At 69.0% G+C, this 1,369-nt stretch carries 1 protein-coding gene and 2 pseudogenes; all 3 read left to right on the top strand.

The features are described 5' to 3' along the window. Window positions 1-383: pseudogene (locus JCM9942_RS15960) on the top strand (copper-transporting ATPase); the annotation flags it as partial. A gap of 44 nt (window positions 384-427) precedes the next feature. Continuing rightward, window positions 428-850 (top strand): hypothetical protein, encoded by a 423-nt coding sequence (locus JCM9942_RS15955; protein WP_049404632.1) that lies wholly within the window; start codon window positions 428-430, stop codon window positions 848-850. 258 nt (window positions 851-1,108) lie between these two features. Beyond that, window positions 1,109-1,369, top strand: a pseudogene (locus tag JCM9942_RS15950) (TolC family protein); the annotation flags it as partial.

Genomic DNA, 1,369 nt, shown 5'->3' with positions numbered 1-1,369 from the left:
CCCCGGCGCTCGCCGCGGCCGACGTCGGCATCGCCATGGGCACGGGCACCGACGTCGCGATGTCCAGTGCCCAGATCACCCTGGTCAAGGGCGACCTGCGGGGCATCCTGCGCGCCCGGAAGATCTCCCAGGCCACCGTGGCCAACATGAAGCAGAACCTCACCTTCGCGTTCCTCTACAACGCGCTGGGGGTGCCGGTCGCGGCCGGGGTGCTCTACCCCGCATTCGGGATCTTGCTGAGCCCGATGGTCGCGGCGCTTGCGATGAGCTTGAGCTCGGTGTCGGTGGTGGCCAACGCCCTTCGCCTTGCCAAGTCGGCCGCCGTACCGTCCTCGCCGACCACATCTGTGCCGCGCCAGCCCCTGGGCCTGGCCAAGGATTGACTTGGATCAATTGCATCGGTTCCAGTAAGAGGTAAGCTCACGCCATGGTCCGCATCCGCCATCGGAACTTGTTCCAGCGCACCGCCCTCCTCGCGATGGTGGCCCTGCTCTGGTCCCAGTTCGCGCTCGCAGGCCATGGCGATTGCCTGGATCTCCCAGTCACGCCGGCGGCGTTTGTCGCTGCCGCCACCGACACCCGACACGACCATGGCCACGGCTGCGATGCCGAGCTCCCCTCAGCGAGCAAGGCAGTGTGCGACGCGCACTGCACCGAGGGTGACATCTCGGCGGACAGTGGGCGCATCCCTTCGATTCCGCCGCTGCTGGCCGAAGCCTGGTTCTCCTGGCTTGCGATCGCCGCGATTGCGGATGCTGCGCCAGGTGTCACGGCTACATGGGTGGATTCGCCGCCCAGACCCGCCTGGCACCGACCTACCGCCCATCCAGCGGCACTCCTGCTGATCTGATGCCTGGACGCTGACTGCTCCGCACGTCTGTGCGGCGCAGTCCTGTGCGTTCGCGCCGTGGCTGCGTCACGGCATGTGTTCCTGCCCTCGTCCGAGCGACCTGCGTCGCGTCGGCCCAAGGACACTGATATGGCATCCCCGTTCGACCGACTGCCGGCCAGGCGCCTGCACCCTCGCCCTCTGTCCCGCCGTCTGCCACCGCTCCGGCACCTTCTTGCCGGCGTGCTTGCCGGCGCCTTGTGGGCCCTGGCGCTGCCGGTGACCGCCACCGAACCCGTCCCGGGGCACAGCCTCGAGTCGATCCGCGCCTGGGTTCTGGAACACAACCCGGAATTGCGGGCCATGGACTTCGAGGCCCAGGCCGCCGAAGCACGGATCCAGCCAGCGGGCGCCCTACCCGACCCGACGGCTTCCCTTGGATTCCGCGGCCTCGATCCGGACAAGCCCTGGCGCTCCGCCGGTGCCGAGCGCGAGGTCAACTACGCGCTGCGCCAGCGCCTCCCGCTTTGGGGCAAGCGC

Source organism: Stenotrophomonas pictorum JCM 9942 (assembly GCF_001310775.1).
In the GTDB taxonomy this organism is placed as follows: domain Bacteria; phylum Pseudomonadota; class Gammaproteobacteria; order Xanthomonadales; family Xanthomonadaceae; genus Stenotrophomonas; species Stenotrophomonas pictorum.
The sequence above is the reverse complement of the archived record's forward strand: the minus strand, read 5'-3'. Positions and strand labels throughout refer to the sequence as shown.

Excerpts from the sequence above, each read along its gene's own strand:
- JCM9942_RS15955 (WP_049404632.1), top strand. The coding sequence starts at position 428 with ATGGTCCGCATCCGCCATCGGAACTTGTTCCAGCGCACCGCCCTCCTC.